This window comes from Streptomyces mabaensis, assembly GCF_053763515.1.
Genome location: NZ_JBSOPZ010000006.1, coordinates 104,447 through 121,255, shown reverse-complemented (window position 1 = coordinate 121,255; position 16,809 = coordinate 104,447). Strand labels below are relative to the sequence as shown.

General features: G+C 72.4%; 14 protein-coding genes and 1 riboswitch. Of the genes, 9 read left to right on the top strand and 5 right to left on the bottom strand.

The genetic code is table 11. The features are described 5' to 3' along the window. Positions 1-6 precede the first annotated feature (6 nt). Together ACWV17_RS07465 and ACWV17_RS07460 are read right to left on the bottom strand one after the other, a co-directional pair. On the bottom strand, positions 7-1,755 hold the full coding sequence (locus ACWV17_RS07465; protein ID WP_455358991.1) for an ATP-binding SpoIIE family protein phosphatase: 1,749 nt from the start codon (positions 1,753-1,755) through the stop codon (positions 7-9). 130 nt (positions 1,756-1,885) lie between these two features. Further along, on the bottom strand, positions 1,886-2,485 hold the full coding sequence (locus ACWV17_RS07460) for a TetR/AcrR family transcriptional regulator (RefSeq protein ID WP_455358990.1): 600 nt from the start codon (positions 2,483-2,485) through the stop codon (positions 1,886-1,888). An 86-nt stretch (positions 2,486-2,571) separates the two neighbouring features. On the opposite strand from ACWV17_RS07460, the gene ACWV17_RS07455 reads away from it, so the two are divergent. Further along, a complete protein-coding gene (locus ACWV17_RS07455; protein WP_455359076.1) occupies positions 2,572-3,678 on the top strand; it encodes an NAD(P)H-dependent flavin oxidoreductase in 1,107 nt (368 codons plus the stop codon). Positions 3,679-3,752: 74 nt separating this feature from the next. On the opposite strand, the gene ACWV17_RS07450 is transcribed toward ACWV17_RS07455, so the two are convergent. Both ACWV17_RS07450 and ACWV17_RS07445 read right to left on the bottom strand, forming a co-directional pair. Next, complete coding sequence (locus ACWV17_RS07450; protein ID WP_455358989.1) at positions 3,753-4,550, bottom strand: hypothetical protein; 798 nt, start codon at positions 4,548-4,550, stop codon at positions 3,753-3,755. Between the two features lie 53 nt (positions 4,551-4,603). Beyond that, complete coding sequence (locus ACWV17_RS07445; RefSeq protein WP_455358988.1) at positions 4,604-5,353, bottom strand: hypothetical protein; 750 nt, start codon at positions 5,351-5,353, stop codon at positions 4,604-4,606. 183 nt (positions 5,354-5,536) lie between these two features. On the opposite strand from ACWV17_RS07445, the gene ACWV17_RS07440 reads away from it, so the two are divergent. From ACWV17_RS07440 to ACWV17_RS07420, 5 genes are all read left to right on the top strand, one after another. Then, positions 5,537-7,687, top strand: a complete 2,151-nt coding sequence (locus ACWV17_RS07440) for an N-6 DNA methylase (RefSeq protein ID WP_455358987.1) — start codon at positions 5,537-5,539, stop codon at positions 7,685-7,687. A 148-nt stretch (positions 7,688-7,835) separates the two neighbouring features. After that, positions 7,836-8,426 (top strand): hypothetical protein, encoded by a 591-nt coding sequence (locus tag ACWV17_RS07435; RefSeq protein ID WP_455358986.1) that lies wholly within the window; start codon positions 7,836-7,838, stop codon positions 8,424-8,426. Then, positions 8,423-9,934, top strand: a complete 1,512-nt coding sequence (locus ACWV17_RS07430) for a protein kinase domain-containing protein (RefSeq protein WP_455351371.1) — start codon at positions 8,423-8,425, stop codon at positions 9,932-9,934. Before ACWV17_RS07435 ends, ACWV17_RS07430 begins: the two co-directional genes overlap by 4 nt. A gap of 138 nt (positions 9,935-10,072) precedes the next feature. Continuing rightward, positions 10,073-10,720: a SurA N-terminal domain-containing protein gene (locus ACWV17_RS07425; protein ID WP_455351372.1), complete on the top strand. Its 648-nt coding sequence runs from the start codon at positions 10,073-10,075 to the stop codon at positions 10,718-10,720. Between the two features lie 34 nt (positions 10,721-10,754). Further along, entirely contained in the window at positions 10,755-11,771 is a 1,017-nt protein-coding gene (locus ACWV17_RS07420) for a nucleoside triphosphate pyrophosphohydrolase (protein WP_455358985.1), read from the top strand. Positions 11,772-11,812: 41 nt separating this feature from the next. Here the strand turns inward: ACWV17_RS07420 and ACWV17_RS07415 are convergent, their stop codons facing one another. Then, positions 11,813-12,997: a globin domain-containing protein gene (locus tag ACWV17_RS07415; protein WP_455358984.1), complete on the bottom strand. Its 1,185-nt coding sequence runs from the start codon at positions 12,995-12,997 to the stop codon at positions 11,813-11,815. A gap of 60 nt (positions 12,998-13,057) precedes the next feature. Between ACWV17_RS07415 and ACWV17_RS07410 the strand changes: the two genes are divergently transcribed. From ACWV17_RS07410 to ACWV17_RS07400, 3 genes are all read left to right on the top strand, one after another. Next, entirely contained in the window at positions 13,058-14,311 is a 1,254-nt protein-coding gene (locus tag ACWV17_RS07410) for a cytochrome P450 family protein (protein ID WP_455358983.1), read from the top strand. A gap of 112 nt (positions 14,312-14,423) precedes the next feature. Then, positions 14,424-15,371 carry a transglycosylase family protein gene (locus ACWV17_RS07405; RefSeq protein WP_455358982.1) on the top strand — a complete coding sequence of 316 codons (948 nt, stop codon included), beginning with the start codon at positions 14,424-14,426 and terminating at the stop codon, positions 15,369-15,371. Positions 15,372-15,627: 256 nt separating this feature from the next. After that, a riboswitch (cyclic di-AMP (ydaO/yuaA leader) is annotated at positions 15,628-15,808 on the top strand. Between the two features lie 4 nt (positions 15,809-15,812). Then, complete coding sequence (locus ACWV17_RS07400) at positions 15,813-16,514, top strand: transglycosylase family protein (protein WP_455358981.1); 702 nt, start codon at positions 15,813-15,815, stop codon at positions 16,512-16,514. Positions 16,515-16,809: the final 295 nt, after the last annotated feature.

Sequence of the window (16,809 nt, the reverse complement as noted above, 5' to 3'; positions counted from 1 at the left end):
CAGGCCTCAGGGCACGGCCGGAATGTCCTGCTCCGCCCAGACGATCTTGCCGGACGGCGTCCGGCACGAACCCCAGCGCCGGCAGAGCATGTTGATCAGCTGAAGACCGCGGCCGCCCTCGTCGCTGAGGGACGCGTGCTGGATCTGGGGCAGGTCCGGCCCGGTGTCGGCGAGCTCCACCACCAGGCGGTCGTGCCGCATCAGGCGCAGCCGGCCAGGCCCGCCCCCGTACCGCAGCGCGTTCCCGACGAGTTCGCTGACCACCAGTTCGGTGACGTCCGAGAGTTCGCCGAGCTGCCAGCTGTCCAGCTGGTCCCTGACGAACTTGCGGGCCGCGCCCGCCGCCGAGCCGTCGCCGGGCAGGTCCCACGCGTGCAGATCCGTTCCGCCCAGCGGTTGCAGCGCGGCCGCCACCAGAATGACGGCCTCGTCGAACCGGGCGGCGCCGGCCGGTGCGAAATCGCTGAGGGCGCAGAAATCCAGCTCGGACGGCCCCATCCGGGCGGCCGTCTCGCGCAGCCGCCCCAGCTGGACGTCGATGTCGTCCGTGCGGGACTTGATCAGCCCGTCGGTGTACAGCACGAGCCGGCTCCCGGGCGGAACGGTCAGGCGCAACGGGTCGTACGGGATGACGCCGGCGCCGATGGGAGCGCCGACGGGCACGTCCACATACTCGGCGGTGCCGTCCGGAGCGATCAGCAGCGGCGGCGGATGACCGGCGCTGACCAGGGTGTAACTGGCGTCGGCCGGGTCGTAGACGGCACACAGGCAGGTGGCGACCTGGTCCTCCTCCAGGTCACGGGCGGCGAGGTCCAGCCGGGCGAGCATCCGGTCGGGGGACATGTCCGTCGCCATGAGGGTCCGGGCGACGGCGCGGAGTACGCCCGTGGTGGCCGCCGCCGACAGGCCGTGGCTCATCACGTCACCCACCACGAGCGCCGTGCGGCCGCCCGGCAGGGGCGCCACGTCGAACCAGTCGCCGCCCACCCCGCCCGGGTCGGTGGTCGGGGTGTAGCGGGAGGTGACCTCCAGGCCTGGGGTGCACGGGGTGGCACGGGGGAGCAGGTTCCGCTGGAGCCTGGCCACGTGCTCGCGCTCACGCCCGTACATCCGGGCGTTGTCCACGAACACGGCGGCCTTCGAGGCGAGCTCGATGGCCAGTGCGAGGTCCCCTTCGGTGAACCCGGGCCGGCTGCCCGTGCGGATGAAGTCGGCCGCGCCCAGCAGCACTCCGCGGGCGATCAGCGGCACCACCAGGTAGCTGTGCACGCCGGCTTTGCGCATCTGGGCGGCCGCGCTGAGGGTCGGGGCCACCCGTTCGAACTCGTCCGGCCTGATCCGCTTGATCAGCACCGGCTTGCCGGTGGTCAGGCAGTGGGTGGCGTACGTGGGACGGGAAGAAGAGATCTCGCCCACCGGGTCGGGTTCCAGCGACCCCAGTACGTCGATCGCCGAGACGGCCAGCGCCCGCGTGACCGGGCGCGCACCGCTGGGGCGTGCGCCTTCCTCCCCCTGGAGTACGGACTCCAGAAGATCGACGGCGGCGGCGTCGGCCAGCCGGGGCACGGTGAAGTCAGCGAACTCCTGGGAGGTGGTGGACAGGTCGAGCGTGGTCCCGATCCGTACGCTCGCCTCGTTGAGCCAGCGGAGGTGGTCGCGGGCGGCTCGGCCGCGCGGGGTGAAGCTGTGGGCGAGCGATGTGGTGAGGCGACGCGCGGTGCGGATCGCGTGGAGGTACCTCCGGCCGTGCCCCACGTCCGCTCACCTCCTCGCCCCTCGCGGCCACCTTATGAGCGATTCCCCCGCCGGGCATGCGGGAGTCCTGCGGGATTCCTGTGGGATTCCGGCGGGACGGGATTGCCGTCCTGGGACGGCATATGCCGACCTACGCCGCCGCCCGCAGCAGCGGCCGGGTCCGGTCCCACAGGCCGTCCAGGACGGCGGGATCGTTGGCGAGCTTGGCGAACAGCACCATGCCCTCCAGCTGGGCCAGTACGGACCGGGCCGTCTCGCGGTCGGCGGCGGCTGCCGGAATCACACCCTCCGCCGCGGCCTCGCCGAGCGTCGCGTGGACGAGGTCGATCTGCTCGTCGAAGATCTCCGCCAGCCGGGCCCGGACCACATGGTCCTGGGTGCTCAGCTCCAGCGCGAGGTTCCCGAAGAGGCAGCCGTGCACGGCCCCGCCCTCCTCCTTCGCTCTCCGCTGGCCGGCGGCCTGCTCCTGGAACAGCCGCTCCAGCCTGGTCTCGGCCGGGCCGTCGCCGCCGAGCACCGCGGCCCAGGCCCGGCGCTGCTCGCCCCAGTGGGTGTTGACCGCCTCGATGGTCAGCGCCTGCTTGGACTCGAAGAAGTGGTAGAAGCTGCCCTTCTTCACGTCCGCGCGGGCGCAGATCTCCGCGACGCCGATGGTCCCGTATCCGCGGCTCAGCATCAGTGAGCAGGCGGCGACGAGGAGGCGTTCCCGTGCGGTGCTGGTCCGTCCCATGGGTCGAGTATACGGGCGGTCAACTATTCCGGTGGTTTTTAGTTGACCGGTCGTCTAGCGTGGGCGGTATGAACACCATGAACCGCATGAACGCCACGAACCGCTCCTGGGAGCACGGCCGGCTCAGCACGCTGCTGGGACTGGAGTACCCCCTCGTACAAGGTCCGTTCGGCGGTGGACTGTCGTCCGTGGCGCTCGCCGCCGCCGTCTCGGAGGCCGGTGGCCTCGGCTCGTACGGGGCGCACATCCTCACCCCCGACGGCATCGGCACGCTGGTGGACGACCTGCGGAAGGCCACCTCGCGGCCGTTCGCGGTCAACCTCTGGGTCCCGCACCCCGACGAGGCCGGACCGGCACCGGACGCGGCGGCGCGCGAGCGGTACGCCGCGCTGCTGCGGCCGTGGTTCGAGGAACTCGGCCTGCCGGCCGGACATCTGGAGGAGCCCCCGGCGGCACCCACCTTCGCCGAGCAGGCCGAGGCGCTGCTCGCGGCCGGGCCGCCGGTCATCAGCTTCGTGATGGGCCTGCCGCCCGCGGGAGTGCTCGCCGAGGCCCGGCGGCGCGGGATCGTCACCCTCGGCACCGCGACGACCGTCGAGGAGGCCGTCGCCGTCGAGGGGGCCGGATTCGACGCGGTCGTGGCCTCCGGCAGCGACGCGGGTGGCCACCGGGGGTCGTTCCTGCGCCCGGTGAACGAGTCCCTCGTCGGTACGTTCTCGCTGGTCCCGCAGGTGGCCCGGGCCGTGTCGATTCCGGTGATCGCCGCGGGCGGCATCGCGGACGGCCGGGGCGTCGCCGCCGCGCTCACCCTGGGCGCCGACGGGGTGCAGATCGGCACCGGCTTCCTGGCCACCGAGGAGTCCGGTGCGAGCCCGGTCCACCGGGCGGCGCTGCACGGCCCCGAGGCCGCGACGACCGTACTGACCCGTGCCTTCTCCGGCCGGCTCGCCCGGGCGATCCCGAACCGCTTCACCCGCGAGACGGCGGCCCACGAGCACGAGGTGGCGCCCTATCCGCTGCAGTACACGCTCACCCGCCCGCTGCGGACGGCGGCGGCCGAGCGCGGGCTGCCGGACTACGTGAACCTCTGGTCCGGTCAGGCCGCGGCGCTCACCCGGCCCCGGCCGGCCGCGGAGTACGTCGCGGCGCTGGTCGCCGAGACCGGGGCGGTGCTCGGCGGCGCTGCCGCGTAACGCCGGAACGCCGAGGGAGCCGCCCTCCCCCTCCGGGGCGGCTCCCTCGGCGCGTCAGTCGGCCGGTCCGCCGGTCAGCCGCCCAGCTTGGCCAGGTCGACGACGTCCTTGTCGGCCGGGGCCTCGGCCGGGACGGGCTTGTTGAAGTCGGTGAAGCTCATCGTGCCGGGCTCGTCGCCGCCCGTGGAGACGATCTTCAGCAGGTACGGCTCGCCCTGAGTGGCGACGTACAGGGTGTGGGTCGCGTCGCCGTCGGTCTCCGTGAGGGTGATCGCCTCCTGGCCGTCCACCGTGGTGACCGCGCCCTTGCGCGCCACGGAGTTGACGTCGTCGAACTCCTTGAGAAGCGCGTTGAGGTCACAGACGCCGACGAACTCCTTGGCGTCGGGCTCGGAGGTCTTCGTCTTCATCCAGCGATTGGCGAGCATGGCCACCGCGGCGTCCGTCTCGGCCTTCGGCTCGCCCTTGCTCTGGGACCGCAGGAACTTCTCGTCGAACTTGATGTAGACGGTCTCGCCGGTCTTGATGAGGTCCAGCGAGCCCTCCTGGTTGACCGACATCTTGCCGGCGCACTCGTCCTTGGTGTTCAGCGCCATGTCCATGGTCATCGGGCCGTCCGCGTCCTCGATGTTCCCCTTCATCCGCAGGGAGGTGGCAGTCTTGGTGGCCTTGACCGCCTTCTCGACGATCTCCGGGCCGGACAGGTCCGCGAACGGCTCCGGCTTCTGCTCCTTCTTCTTCTCCTGCCACTCGGAGCCGGAGACCTTGCTGCTGTCGCTGTCCTTCTTGTCCGTGCCACAGGCGGTGAGGCCGACGGCGGCCGCGATGCAGAGCGCGGCGAGGGCGGTGGAACGCATGGTGTTCTTCTCCATGGGTGAGAGGGCCTTGAGGTGATGCGGGGAGCGGTCTGCGGACGGAAGGCGGGTCAGCCCGTCTTCTTCCAGTCCTGGCAGCCGGTGGTCTTGAAGTACGCGTCCTTGGCCGTGATCGTCACGATCGCGTTGCCCGAGACGTTGTCGTTGGCGGCAATCGACTCAAGACCGTGCTCAGCGTCCTTGGCGCGCTCCCAGTAGCACATGTCGTCTGTGTTGCCTGAGGACTTGTAGGTGCCCGGGGCAATGTCTGTGCCGATCTTGAACATACCGCCGTCGCCCTTCATCGCGGCGGCCGGGGTGCCGGTGGCCTTCGGGTCGACGGCCTCCCAGTCCTGGCAGCCGGTCGACTTGAAGATCTTGTCGGTCGCCTTGACGGTCACGTAGGCGGTGCCGGTGACGTTGTCGTTCGCGATGATCGAGTCGAGCTCGGCCTTGGAGTCCTTGGCGCGCTCCCAGTAGCACATGCCGTCGTCGTTGCCGGAGGACTTGTAGGTGCCGGGCTTGATGTCGGTGCCGACCTCCGCGTCGCCGTCGCCCCCGAGGACCGCCTTCTTCGCCGCCTTCTTCGCCTTCGGCGTGCTCGAGGAGCCGTCCTCCTTCTTGGCCGTTGCGGAGGTGGAGGAGGAGCTGCCGTTCTCGCTGTCACCGCCCCCGGCGCCCGCGATTCCGGCGATCGTGATCACGGCTACCACCGCGCCGAGGCCCGTGAGCACCTTGTGGCGGGCGACCCAGCTGCGGCGGGGCGGCTGCGGGGCGGCGTGCTGCGGACCGTAGTGCGGGTGGAACTGCTGCTGGGACATGGGTGCACCTCTCTGGCGCGGTGAGGACTCTCGTTGCGACGGGGGTAATCACATCAGAGCTTGTGAACCGAGTCAACACGATTCACAGAAATCGTAGAGTTCACGCCGTGAAGGGGTCTGTGTCGCGTGTACGGGTATGCTCGGCGCCACAGTGGAGCCGGATCGGACGAGGGGACGCGCCAGGTGCCGGAGAACGCAGCAGAGGTGACCGCTGCCGGAATCGCCCGCCTCGCGGGCGTGGGCCGGGCCGCCGTCAGCAACTGGCGGCGCCGCCACGCCGACTTCCCCAAGCCCGTCGGCGGAAGCGAGACCAGTCCCTCCTTCGCGCTCGCCGACGTCGAGCGATGGCTGCGTGAGCAGGGCAAACTCGCCGAGGTTCCGTTGCGTGAGCGGGTCTGGCAGCAGCTCTCGGGCCACCCCGCGGGCGCCGTGAACGCCCTCGTCCAGGCCGGCTGCGCGCTGCTGCTCGTACGGGACCGGCCCACCGTCTGGCTGGAGCTGACCGCCGTGTCCGACGAGCGGATGGCCGCCCTGCTGCCGCGCGTCCTGGACCAGGTACTGACCGCCCGCTTCGGCGAAGCGCCGCCCGTGCTGCCCATCGGTACGCCGGCCCCGGCCCCTGCCCCCGCCCCCGGTACGCCGGCCTCGGGTACGCCGGCCCCCGCCCCCCGGACGCCCGGCGCGCACCCCGGTGATCCCGCGTCGGCGGCCGAAACGGCCCGACTGGCCGCCTCCGCGCCCTTCCTGCGCGCGGTCGCCGAGCTTGCCGCTGAGCTGGGGGCCCGGCAGGCGTTCGAGTTCCTGCTCGGCCGGCATCTCGACGCCAATCCGCGCCAGTACACGCTCACCCCGCCCGGCCCCGCCGAACTCATGGCCGCCCTGGCCGGGCCCGCGCGTACCGTGCTCGACCCCGCCTGCGGAACCGGCAGCCTGCTGCGCGCCGTCCCGAACCCCACCGCCGTCCGCGGCCAGGACACCTCGCCCGACCTCGCCGCGCTCACCGCCCTGCGCCTCGCCCTGCAACGCGACGCCGAGGTACGCGTCCGGGCCGCGGACAGCCTGCGCGCCGACGCCTTCCCCTCACTCGCCGCCGACGTGGTGCTCTGCCACCCGCCGTTCAACGAGCGCAACTGGGGGCACGACGAACTCGCCTACGACGCGCGCTGGGAGTACGGCTTCCCGGCCCGCACCGAGTCCGAGCTCGCCTGGGTCCAGCACACCCTCGCCCGGCTGCGCGAAGGCGGCACCGCCGTTCTCCTGATGCCCCCGGCCGTCGCCTCCCGCCGCTCCGGCCGCCGCATCCGCGCCGATCTGCTACGCCGCGGCGCGCTCCGGGCCGTCATCGCGCTGCCGGCCGGCGCCGCGCCGCCGTACGGCATCCCGCTGCACCTGTGGGTGCTGCGCCGGCCGGGCGCCGGGCAGCAGCCCTCGCCCGAACTCCTCCTCGTCGACACCGCCGAACTGAACATCGACGGCCGCGACCGGCTGCCCTGGCAGACCGTCCACTCCACGGTCCTGGAGGCCTGGCAGGCCTTCGACCGCGACGGGACGGCCGAGGAGCGGCCCGGCATCAGCCGCGCCCTGCCTGTCATCGAACTCCTCGACGACGACGTGGACCTGGCCCCCGCCCGGCACCTCCCGCCCCCCGCCGCGGGCGGCGGCGCGGCCGAACTCACCGCCGTACGCGACAACCTCGGCGACACCCTGCTGCTGGCCACCCGGCTCACGCCCCCGCCCGTCACGGCCGCCGCCCCGTCCCGCTGGCCCGCCACCACCGTCGGCGAACTGGCCCGCGCGGGCGCCCTGGTGCTACGCGCAGGCGGTACGGGGGCCGGCGGTACGGGAGCCGGGTCCGCGCCCGTACTCACCGAGCAGGACGTGCTCGGCGGCCACCCGCCCTCGGGCGCGCTGCCCGAGGGCGCACCCGGCGAGGAGCCCGTGCTCACCGAGCCCGGTGACGTCGTCGTCCCGGTCCTCGGCGGCGGTACGGTCGCCCGGGTCGTCGACGAGGCCACCGCGGGCGCGGCCCTCGGCCGCAACCTCCACCTGCTGCGCCCCGATCCGGCCGCCCTGGACCCGTGGTTCCTGGCCGGGTTCCTGCGCGGCACCGCCAACAATCGCCAGGCCAGCAGCTACGCGTCCACCGCGACGCGGCTCGATGTCCGCCGGGTCCAACTGCCGCGTCTGCCGCTGGACGACCAGCGCCGGTACGGCGAACGCTTCCGCACCCTGGCCGAGTTCGAGGACGCGCTGCGCCGCGCGGGCCGGCTCGGCGAGCAGCTCGTGCAGGGTCTGTACGACGGACTGACGGACGGTACGGTCACGCCCGAGTGATCCCGCCGGAGTGAACCCGCCCGAGCGATCCCGCCCGAGTGATCAATCCGACAGCGGATCCGTACAACCCGGGACCAGTTGTCGGTGTCGGTGTATACGCTCGAATCTGCATCCGCAGACGTCTTCCACCTGGCCCATCAGGAGCAGCATGCACGGCCACGGCTATGCGCACCCGCCGCAGCCTCAACGCCCGTCGCCCGGGACGCTCGCCGTCCTGCGCGTGGTCTTCGTGGCGCTGCCGCTTCTGTCCTGCGGGTTCCTCGCCTGGGCGGCGACGCTGCGGGTCGCGATCGTGACCCGCACCAGGCTGAACTGGGGCCTGTTCTGCGGCAACATCGCGCTCAACCTCATCTGGCTCGTCCTGCTGGCCATGGACAACACCGACGACTTCAGCAGCCCGCAGGGGAACGCCGGCATGATCGGCATGCTGTCGACCGGTGCCGCTTCCATCGCGTACTTCCTCTACGCGGACTTCCGTCACTACAGCCCGCCCGCGCCGGTGTATCCCGGCTACTACCCGCCGTCGGCTCCGCCGCAGCCCGGGTACGGATACCCGCACCAGCACACGGGCACCCCGGTGCCCGGCCACACGCCCGCGCCCACCCACACGCCCGCGCCGGGCCCGATACCGCCCCAGCCTCAGCCCCAGCCGCAGCAGCCGGCGCCCCCGCGCATCGACCAGGTGCGCGCCGAACTCGACGAGCTCAGCGACTACCTCCGCCGTGAGGAAGGACGGTGACGGGACGGATCGTCGCCGGCCGCTACCAGCTCGCCACGGTCATCGGCCAAGGCGGCATGGGTCAGGTCTGGACGGCGTACGACCAGCGTCTGGACCGCCGGGTCGCCGTGAAACTGCTGCGCCCCGACCGGATGGCGGGCGCCGACGACGCCGACGAGATGCGCCGCAGGTTCGTACGCGAGTGCCGGGTCACCGCCCAGGTCGACCACCCGGGTCTGGTCACGGTGCACGACGCGGGCAGCGAGGAGGACGACCTCTACCTCGTCATGCAGTACGTCGAGGGCGCCGACCTCGCCGACCACCTCGCCGAGCACGACCCGTACCCCTGGCAGTGGTCCGTCGCCGTCGCCGCGCAGCTGTGCGCGGTGCTCTCCGCCGTGCACGCCGTGCCGATCGTCCACCGCGACCTCAAGCCGCGGAACGTGATGGTCAAGCCGGACGGCACGGTCACCGTCCTCGACCTCGGCGTCGCATCCGTCCTGGACACCGACACCACCCGCCTCACGCACACCGGTTCACCGATCGGCAGCCCCGCCTACATGGCGCCCGAGCAGGCGATGGGCGGCGCCGTCGGCCCGTACACCGACCTGTACGCCCTCGGCGTGCTGCTGCACGAGCTGCTGAGCGGGAACGTGCCGTTCGCCGGGTCCACCGCGCTCGGCGTCCTGCACCGCCATCTGTACGAGCCGCCGCTGCCGGTCCGCCAGCTGCGCCCCGAGGTGCCGGAGCAGCTGGAGGCGATCGTCCTGCGCCTGCTCTCCAAGGACCCGCAGCACCGCCCCGCCACCGCGCAGGAGGTGTACGAGTCGCTGGCCCCGCTGCTGCCGGCCCGCGGTATGCCGTCCGGCCCGCTCGATCCCACCCGCCCCTTCCTGCGCCCGCACGCCCCCTGGCCGGACCGCGCCGCCACCCCGCCCGCCCAGGTGGTGCAGCCCCCGGCCGCGCAGCCCGACGTCGCCCAGGCCGTCGACGAGGTCAAGCGGCTCCTCGGCGAGGGACGCATCACCCAGGCCGTCGACATCCTCGGCGGCATCCTCCCGGCCGCCGCCGCCAAGCACGGCGAGCACTCGCCCGTCGTCCGGACGCTGCGCAAGCAGTACGCGGCGACGCTCATGGACGACGGCCAGTACCGCCGCGCCCTGCCGGAGCTGCGCCGGCTCGCCGACGAACGCGCCGCCGAGTCCGGCGCCGCCGACCCCGCCTCGCTCCGCTTCCGCTACGAGGCCGCCCAGTGCCTGGAGCAGCTGGGCGAGCCGGCCGCCGCGCTCGCCGAGTACCGGGCCCTGCTGCCGTACTTCGAGAACCGGTACGCCAACAGCGACCTGGAACTCCCGCTGGAGGTCCGCCGCCGGATCGGACACCTGCTGCTGGCCCTCGGCGACCGGCCGGCCGCCCACGACACGCTGGCCCGGCTGCTGTTCGACGCCGAGCGGCTGCACGGACCGAACCACCCCTTCCCGGGGGAGGTCCGCCGCACCCTGCACTGGCTCGGCCAGGTGCGCGGCTGACCGGCCGGGCCGGGCGCGCATCCGGAAACCCTGCCGAATCGTTGGTCGAATCAGTGGCCGAAGCCACACCGACTGCCTACCATCGATCACCGCAGGTCCTTGTGCACCGACGCACAATCTCGCCGCCGGGAGGCTCCTTTGCACCGCCGCCGTCGCACCGCGCTCACCGTCTCCGCCGCGCTCCTCGGCGCCGTCCCGCTGCTGACCGCCTGTGGCGGCGACGCCCGGCCGGGCACGGCGGCCGTGGTGGGCGGTGAACGCATCGCGGTGTCCGCGCTCCAGGCCCAGGTGAAGGACGTACGGGAAGCGCAGAACGGCTCCCCGCAGGCCGAGCAGCTCATCCAGAACACCGGCCGGCTGCCGCAGGCCAAGCTCAACTCCATGATCCTCGACCGGATCCTGGAGCGGGCCGCCGAGGACGCCGGTGTGGAGGTCAGCCCCAAGGACCTGCAGAAGGCGCGCGCGGAGGCGGAGCAGCAGGCCGGCGGCGCCGAACTGCTGCGACAGCTGATGCTCCAGCAGCGTGGGGTGGCCCCGGACCAGATCGACGAGGCGCTGCGCGAGGACGTGCTGGTGACCAAGCTCGCCGCCGCCATGGGCGCCGACCTCGGTACGCCCGAGGGCCAGGCGAAGCTCGTCCAGTCGCTGGCCGGCACCTCCCAGGCCATGGGCGTCGACGTCAACCCGCGCTACGGCTCATGGGACGACCAGAAGATCCAGCTCACCGGGTCCAAGACGCCGTGGATCACCCAGGTGACCAAGCAGGAGCCTCCCGCGGGCGCGTGACCGGGAGGCGGGGCGGTCGGGGTACGTTCGAGAGGTGACCGAACAAACGCCCGCCGATGTCCCCGCGCCCGACCCGTCCACCGGCCGCATCGTCCTCCTCACCACCAGCCACCGCGTGGCACCCGGACTGCTGTCCTGGTCCGCCTGGCAGACGCTGCGCGCCGCCGACCGGGTGCTGTGCGCTGACCCCGGCCACCCGCAGCTGCCGTATCTGCGCGAGGCCGGGATCACGGTCGAGCGGACCGCGCCGGACGCCCAGGAGCTGGTGGACGCCTGCGCGGGAGGCCGCACGATCGTGGTCGTCCCGTCCGGCGAGGGCGACCAGCGGCTGACCGACGGGCTCGCCCGGCTGGCCGGCTCGGGGCGCGTGCGGATGCCTGATCTGGAGCTGCTGCCCGCCTCCTACGACCTGCCCGGCGCCCGCCTGCTCGACCTCGTCCAGGTCATGGACCGGATCAGGGCCGAGTGCCCGTGGTCGTCGGTCCAGACCCACCAGGGGCTGGCCAAGTACGGCATCGAGGAGGCGTACGAACTCGTCGAGGCCATCGAGGACGGCGACCGCGACGAGCTGCGCGAGGAGCTGGGCGACGTACTGCTCCAGGTCATCTTCCACGCGCGGATCGCGCAGGACGATCCGGACGAGCCGTTCTCGGTCGACGACGTCGCGGCCACGATCGTCGAGAAGCTGATCCACCGCCACCCGCACGTTTTCGGCGACGACACCGCCGAGACCCCGGAGGACGTCAAGGAGCACTGGCTGCGCACCAAGGCGGTGGAGAAGCAGCGCAGTTCGGTGACCGAGGGCATTCCGCTCGGCCAGCCGGGCCTCGCGCTCGCCGCCAAGCTGGCGTCCCGGGTGCGGACCGCCGGTATCGAGATGGACCTCCCGGTGGGGGAGGGCATCGGTTACGAGCTGCTGGCCATGGCCGTACGGGCGGAAAGCCGGGGCACCGACCCGGAGACGGCCCTGCGCGCCGCGGCCCGGGTCTACCGGGACGCGATCCGCACGGCGGAGGCGGCCCGGCCCGAGTCGCGGGAGACCGAGTCGTAGGACCCCTGGTCGCAGGACACCGGGCGGTAACCCCCCAGGGCTCAGGAGTCGGCGGGCGCGCGGCCCGCGGGGTTGTGCCAGAGGGGGTCCCGGCGGGCCAGGAACCAGCCGCCGGTGCCCAGCGGCCGGTTCGGCTCCTCGCCCGTGGCGGGCACCGAGTCGTGGAAGATCCGGGCCTCGTCGGCGCCCAGCCCGGCCAGGACCTCGGCGATCTCGTCGATGAAGCCGGCCGGGCCGCTGAGGTAGACGTCCTGTGCCGCCCAGTTCACGCGGGTGGCCAGGGCGGTCGCCAGCCGACCGGTGGCCTCGCTCCCGGGACGGCCCGGCGCGGGGGTGATGTAGCTGACGCTCAGCCAGGGGCACTCCTGGTGGAAGGCGTCGATCGCCGGCCGGTCGTAGAGGTACGCGGCGTCACGGGCGACGGCGAAGAGCCGCACCTCCGGCTGGGTGGGCCGGCGCGCGAGCTCCTCGATCATGGCCCTGACGGGCGACCAGCCGGTGCCGGCCGCGATGAGGGTGACCGGGCGCACCGGATCCGTCCGCAGGGTCATCGCTCCGCCCGCCGCCCCGAGCCGTAGCACCTCGCCCTCGCGCAGCTCCCGCACGAGGACCGGGCTGAGCCGGCCGCCCTCCACCCGGCTGATGTGCAGATCGAGGGTGAGGTCCGCGCGCGGTGCGTTGGCTATCGAGTACGTCCGCCAGGTCGTCGGCACCCGCGCGCTGCTGACGCTCACGTACTGGCCGGGCGTGTACGGCAGCGGCACCTCGGGGCGGAGGGTGAGTACGGCGATGTCGTCGTCGTAGCGCAGGTGCCGGATCACCTCGGCGTCCCACCAGGGCGGCTCGCCGGCCCGCTCGGCCTCCTCGGCGCCCGCCATCATCGCGTCGGCGATCATCGCGTACGCCTCGGCCCACGCCTTCTCCGCCTCGGGTGTCCAGGCGGAGCCGGCCGCCTTGGCGAGGGCGGCGAGCAGACTGTCCCCGACGGCGGCGTAGTGCTCGGGTGCGGGGAGGAACTTGCGGTGGTCGCGCCCGAGGTCCCTCAGATAGCGGGGGAGCGACGCGTCCTCGATGTGCGTGACGACATGGGTGAGAGCGGCGAACAGCCGGTCCCGCTGCCGTTCCATGCCCTCGATGTCGTCCGGGAACAGCGGGCGGACGCCCGGGTTGTGCCAGAACAGATGCGAGTAGAAGTACGTGACGGCGAACTCGGCCCGTCGCTCCACGGCCGCGAAATTACTTCTCAAATTCTTCACATCCACAGTGCCGAAGATACTGTCGAGGCCGTGCATGACGAGACCGCCGCCGGCCCCACACCCGCCCTGTTCAGCTGGGAGTTCGCGACCGACCCCTATCCGGCGTACGCGTGGCTGCGCGAGCACGCGCCCGTCCACCGGACCGCGCTGCCCAGCGGGGTCGAGGCCTGGCTGGTGACCCGGTACGCGGATGCCCGGCAGGCGCTCGCCGACCAGCGGCTCAGCAAGAACCCGGTGCACCACGCGGGGCCCGCGCATGCCAAGGGCAGGACGGGGATCCCCGGGGAGCGCAAGGCCGAGCTGATGACGCATCTGCTGAACATCGACCCGCCGGACCACACCCGGCTGCGGCGGCTGGTGTCGAAGGCGTTCACGCCGGGCCGGGTGGCGGAGTTCGCGCCGCGGGTCCAGGAACTGACGGACCGACTGATTGACGATTTCGTAGGCAAGGGTTCCGCGGACCTCATCCACGAGTTCGCCTTCCCGCTGCCCATCTACGCCATCTGCGACATGTTGGGCGTACCGCGCGAGGACCAGGACGACTTCCGCGACTGGGCGGGAATGATGATCCGACACGGCGGCGGGCCGCGGGGCGGGGTGGCACGGTCCGTGAAGCAGATGCGGAACTATCTCGCCGAGCTGATTCACCGCAAACGGGAGGAGCCGGGCGAGGATCTGATTTCGGGTCTGATCCGGGCGAGCGACCACGGCGAGCACCTCACCGAGAACGAGGCCGCCGCGATGGCTTTCATCCTGCTCTTCGCCGGTTTCGAGACGACGGTCAATCTGATCGGGAACGGGGTTTACGCCCTGTTGCGGCACCCGGAGCAGCGCGAGCGGCTCCAGATCTCCCTGGCCGCCGGCGAGACGGGGCTGCTGGCCACCGGTGTCGAGGAACTGCTGCGCTACGACGGGCCGGTGGAGCTGGCGACCTGGCGTTTCGCGACCGAGCCGCTGACGCTCGGCGGGCAGGCGGTGGCTGCTGGGGACCCCGTACTGGTCGTACTCGCGGCGGCGGACCGGGACCCCGAGCGGTTCGAGCAGCCCGATGTGCTGGACCTCACCCGGCGTGACAATCCGCATCTCGGATACGGACACGGCATCCACTACTGCCTGGGCGCGCCGCTGGCCCGGCTGGAGGGGCGGACGGCCCTCGCGACGCTGCTGCGCCGCCTTCCTGACCTGCGGCTCGCGGCGGATCCTGCCGATTTGCGGTGGCGGGGCGGGCTCATCATGCGCGGACTGCGCACCCTGCCGGTGGAGTTCACCCCCTCCGCAAGGTGACACACGGTCACGCGCGTGACCTTCACGTGATCTCCGCTGCATCGACTTGTGACAAGCGTTCGAGTACCGCTACGTTCACCGTCGTCTCACCCGTCACACGGAAGGCCACCGCATGCGCTCCGGGAACGGCCGCCACCGGCGCCCCCGCCAAGCCCCCGCTCTTGTCGTCGCGGCCGGAGTCACCGGCTCCGCCATCGCGATCCCGCTGCTCGGCGCCACCGGTGCCAGCGCGGCGGAAGCCTCCACCTGGGACCGCGTCGCTGAGTGCGAGAGCGGCGGCACTTGGAGCGCGGACCTGGGCAACGGGTACTACGGCGGGCTTCAGTTCAGCCAGGAGACCTGGGAGCAGTTCGGCGGGCTGTCGTACGCGCCGCAGGCGGACCTCGCCAGCCGCTCCCAGCAGATCGCCGTCGCGGAGAAGGTGCTCGCCGCGCAGGGCCCGCAGGCCTGGCCGAGCTGCGCCGGCCCCGCGGGACTGGCCAAGGGCGGCCTGATCGCCGATGTCGACCCGGGTCTGCCGACGGGGGACATGTCGGTCGGCCCCGCCCCGGTGCGGCCCTCCGAGTCCACTCCGGTGGACACCCCCTCCCTGCTGCCCACCGCACCCGCCGCACCCGCCGCCCCCGCGACGCCGACGGCTCCCGCGGGAACGAACGCCCCCAAGGCGGACAAGCCGGGCCAGTCGGGCCAGTCGGACACCGCGTCACCCGCCGCGTCCGCCCCTGCGGACGCCGCGGCAACTCCCGGCGCCGGCAAGCACCGGGGCGAACCGGCCCCCGGCGAGACGGCGGAGAGCGCCGAGGCGGCCGAGCCGGGCACGCCCGCGGCCGACCGCGAGACTGGGCGGCACGCCTCGCGCGGCGACGACGCGGCGCGCGACGGTGCTGCGGCGGAAGCGGGTGCGTACACCGTCCGTCCGGGCGACAACCTGTGGGACATCGCGGACAAGCAGAACGTAGCGGGCGGATGGTCCGCGATCTACGAGGCCAACGAGCAGGTCATCGGTGTCGAGCCGGACCTCATCCTCCCCGGCCAGAGCCTCGATCTGGGGCAAAAGTAGGGGTAGTTCGGGACTTAATGTCCTAGTTTGCTCAAGTGAGACATGAATCTCTTCCGCCCAACTGGCCCGTCTCGTCCGCCCGGTCCCGCACTTTTGCCTCTCACCTGCGGAAATGACGGATTCGCGGGGGAGGGTATGGGCGTTTTCTCCCCGATGTTCGGCATTGAACATCGGGGAGGCCTGTGTCTACGGTCTGAACCGCTCGCACCGCGGGCTCCTTTCGACCGTCACGCCGAATCCTGCCGACGGGCGAAGGAAGTAGTCGTCGCGTAAGCGCCGTTGGCAGGAGCGGGGGACCCAAGGTAAGTGCCGGGCGCGGCCGTTGAGACAACGGCAGCCGACCGGCTGGGGTGAAGTCGCGCGCCACGACGCGCGGCCGGGCAACTCACTTGGCCCGAACCCGACAGCTCACCTCGTAGGCGTCGGTGAGGGGATCACTCCATGCTGCTTTCCGGCAAGGGCAAACACCGCCGCCCGTCCAAGGCCACCCGCATCGCCACGCTCGCCGGTGTCACGGGTGCGGCCGTCGCCGTGCCGCTGATGGGCGCCACCTCGGCGTCCGCCGCCTCCGTCGCGACCTGGGACAAGGTCGCCCAGTGCGAGTCCGGCGGCAACTGGTCCATCAACACCGGCAACGGCTACTACGGCGGCCTGCAGTTCTCGCAGTCCAGCTGGGCGGCCGCCGGCGGTACGAAGTACGCCCCCCGTGCCGACCTGGCCAGCAAGAGCCAGCAGATCGCCACCGCCGAGGTACTCCTCGACATGCAGGGTCCGGGTGCCTGGGCCTGCGCCGGCGCCGGCAACCTGACCAACGACGGTGTCGACCCGGGCGTCGACACCGGCTCCGCCGCCAAGCCGGCCGAGAAGCCGAAGGCCGCCCAGCCGAAGGCCGCGAAGAAGGCCGAGAAGCGCACCGAGCCTGCCAAGGCCAGCCGGTCCGAGGCGCGTGCCGAGGCCCCCAAGGCCGCCAAGTCCTTCAAGAAGGGCGACGGCGAGTACAAGGTGAAGGCCGGCGACACCCTCGCCAAGATCGCTGAGACCGAGAAGGTCAAGGGCGGCTGGCAGAAGCTGTTCGAGCTGAACAAGGACGTCGTCGAGGACGCCGACGTCATCTACCCGGGCCAGCAGCTCCACCTCCGCTGACCCCGGCCCCGCGGCCTTAGGGCCTGCCCGGGACCGGCCTCGGCGGAAGCCGGTCCCCCCGAAACCGCCCCGGCCCGGCGCGCTCTCCCCCGTGCGCGCCGGGCCGGGGCTTTCTGCCGTCGCGATTACCGTCCAGTACCGCGCGGTGCTTATGTCCCGGCCCGCGGGTATTCGGGCCTGTTTTCGTCCCAGGGTCCGGGCGGTAGGCCGGTGGATGCCCCGCAGCCGGTTAGGCTCTTGCCGCAAGGCCAAAGAGACCCTGCACCCATAGCGTCACATCCCAGAAGGAGATGCT

Bases quoted from the DNA above. Each gene is read 5' to 3' on its own strand.
- ACWV17_RS07450 (WP_455358989.1), bottom strand. From the start codon at position 4,550: ATGGAGAAGAACACCATGCGTTCCACCGCCCTCGCCGCGCTCTGCATC.
- ACWV17_RS07405 (WP_455358982.1), top strand. From the start codon at position 14,424: ATGCGCTCCGGGAACGGCCGCCACCGGCGCCCCCGCCAAGCCCCCGCT.
- ACWV17_RS07435 (WP_455358986.1), top strand. From the start codon at position 7,836: ATGCACGGCCACGGCTATGCGCACCCGCCGCAGCCTCAACGCCCGTCG.
- ACWV17_RS07455 (WP_455359076.1), top strand. From the start codon at position 2,572: ATGAACGCCACGAACCGCTCCTGGGAGCACGGCCGGCTCAGCACGCTG.
- ACWV17_RS07400 (WP_455358981.1), top strand. From the start codon at position 15,813: ATGCTGCTTTCCGGCAAGGGCAAACACCGCCGCCCGTCCAAGGCCACC.
- ACWV17_RS07460 (WP_455358990.1), bottom strand. From the start codon at position 2,485: ATGGGACGGACCAGCACCGCACGGGAACGCCTCCTCGTCGCCGCCTGC.
- ACWV17_RS07445 (WP_455358988.1), bottom strand. From the start codon at position 5,353: ATGTCCCAGCAGCAGTTCCACCCGCACTACGGTCCGCAGCACGCCGCC.